The 1,455-nt window shown below is 63.4% G+C and carries 2 protein-coding genes; both read left to right on the top strand.

Going from position 1 to position 1,455, the window contains the following annotated elements:
- Positions 1–264: 264 nt before the first annotated feature.
- Positions 265–1,029 (top strand): electron transfer flavoprotein subunit beta/FixA family protein, encoded by a 765-nt coding sequence (locus tag EOA28_RS35550; RefSeq protein WP_128298455.1) that lies wholly within the window; start codon positions 265–267, stop codon positions 1,027–1,029.
- A 3-nt stretch (positions 1,030–1,032) separates the two neighbouring features.
- A partial coding sequence (locus EOA28_RS35545) for a hypothetical protein (RefSeq protein WP_210214994.1) occupies positions 1,033–1,455 on the top strand: 423 nt, incomplete at its 3' end.

Below are 1,455 nucleotides of genomic sequence, written 5' to 3'. Positions count from 1 at the left end.
ATGCCGATTGTTCCTACCCCAAATAAAAATTGGAAAATTTATAGTCTATTTCGCAATTTATATCGAAAAATACAAAGCGCCCAGCGACAACCGATTGCCCAAGCCTCCCAACGCTTCGGATTAGCGGCTGCATCGCCGCGAAGGTCAATCACCTGAGTTGTAATAGCTGCTATTACGATTTTCTCGATTGGGCACGGCGGCGGTTGCGATCTAATAGGCCGCAGGTACCGGGAGCCTGAGGTACGCCCGGGGGAGGATCGACCCTTGAAAATTCTCGTTGTGCTGCGAATGATCCCGGATTCCGCGGGCGAGCTCGAACTGACGAGCGACGGACGCGGCATCGACCGCGAGTGGCTGGATTTCCAGCTCAACGATTTTGACGACCATGCGCTGGAAGAGGCGATCCTTTTGAAGGAAGCGTCCGGCGCGACGGTCGTGGCCGTCGCCATCGGCGAGGGAAGCACCCGTGTGCTGCAAATGGCGGTTGCCCGCGGCGCGGACGAAGCGGTCGCGCTCGAAGCCGAAGCGGATGGCATGATCGACTCGCGGGCGATTGCCAGCTCGATCGTTGCGCTCGCACGCTCCAAGGCCGCCGATCTTGTCCTTTGCGGCGTCCAGTCGACCGAGGATCTGTTCGGCCAGCTCGTGCCCTATGCCGGCGCCCTGCTCGGCTGGCCGCATGTCTCGGGGTCCAGCCGGGTCGACATCGAGGCCTCGGCCCTTCGCGTGACACAGGAGCGCGGCGGAGGCATCGCCGCGACCTACGAAATTGCGCTGCCGGCGGTGATCGGCGTGCAGACCGCATCCAAGGCGCCACGCTATGTTTCGGGCAGCAAGCTGAGAGAGGCGTCGAAGACGGCCATAGGCAAGGCGCCGTCCGTACCTGCCGGGTTCGAAAGATCAGCCGAGATCGTCGCGCTGAGATTGCCTGGACAGCGCGGCAGCGGCGAAAATCTCGGAGACAATCCCGAAAATGTCGCCGACAGGCTGGCCAGCATCCTGGCGGCCAAAGGCTTTGCAGGAGTTTAAGCGATGCGGATTGTCGCCTGCACGGAAGGCTCATTCGGCAAGATCGAGCCGTTTTCGCTGGAAATGATCACCGCGGCGCGCGCGGCCGGCGCGGCGGGTGACGAGGTCGTCGCTTTCTTCGCCGGCCAGGAGCTAGAGCCCGCCGCCGCGAACCTCGGCGCCGCCGACAGGCTCGTCGCGGCAAGCGCCGGCGGCTCCCAGCTCATCGCCGCCGAATCCTATGCCCGGCTGCTTAAGGATACCGTTGCAGCCGAGGAGCCCGGCCTGGTGCTGGTGCCCTACTCCGCCAACGGGCTCGACGTCGCCGGCGACCTCGCTGCACGCACGGGTTGGCCGCTGGTCTCCTATGTCAACGAAATTCACCGCGACGGCGACCGGTTGACCGTCGTCGCGCAGGTTTACGGCGGCAAGATCCTCGCCGAATGC

The organism is Mesorhizobium sp. M2A.F.Ca.ET.067.02.1.1 (genome assembly GCF_004023285.1).
Classification (GTDB): domain Bacteria; phylum Pseudomonadota; class Alphaproteobacteria; order Rhizobiales; family Rhizobiaceae; genus Mesorhizobium.
This window is presented reverse-complemented; position numbering and strand designations above follow the sequence as displayed.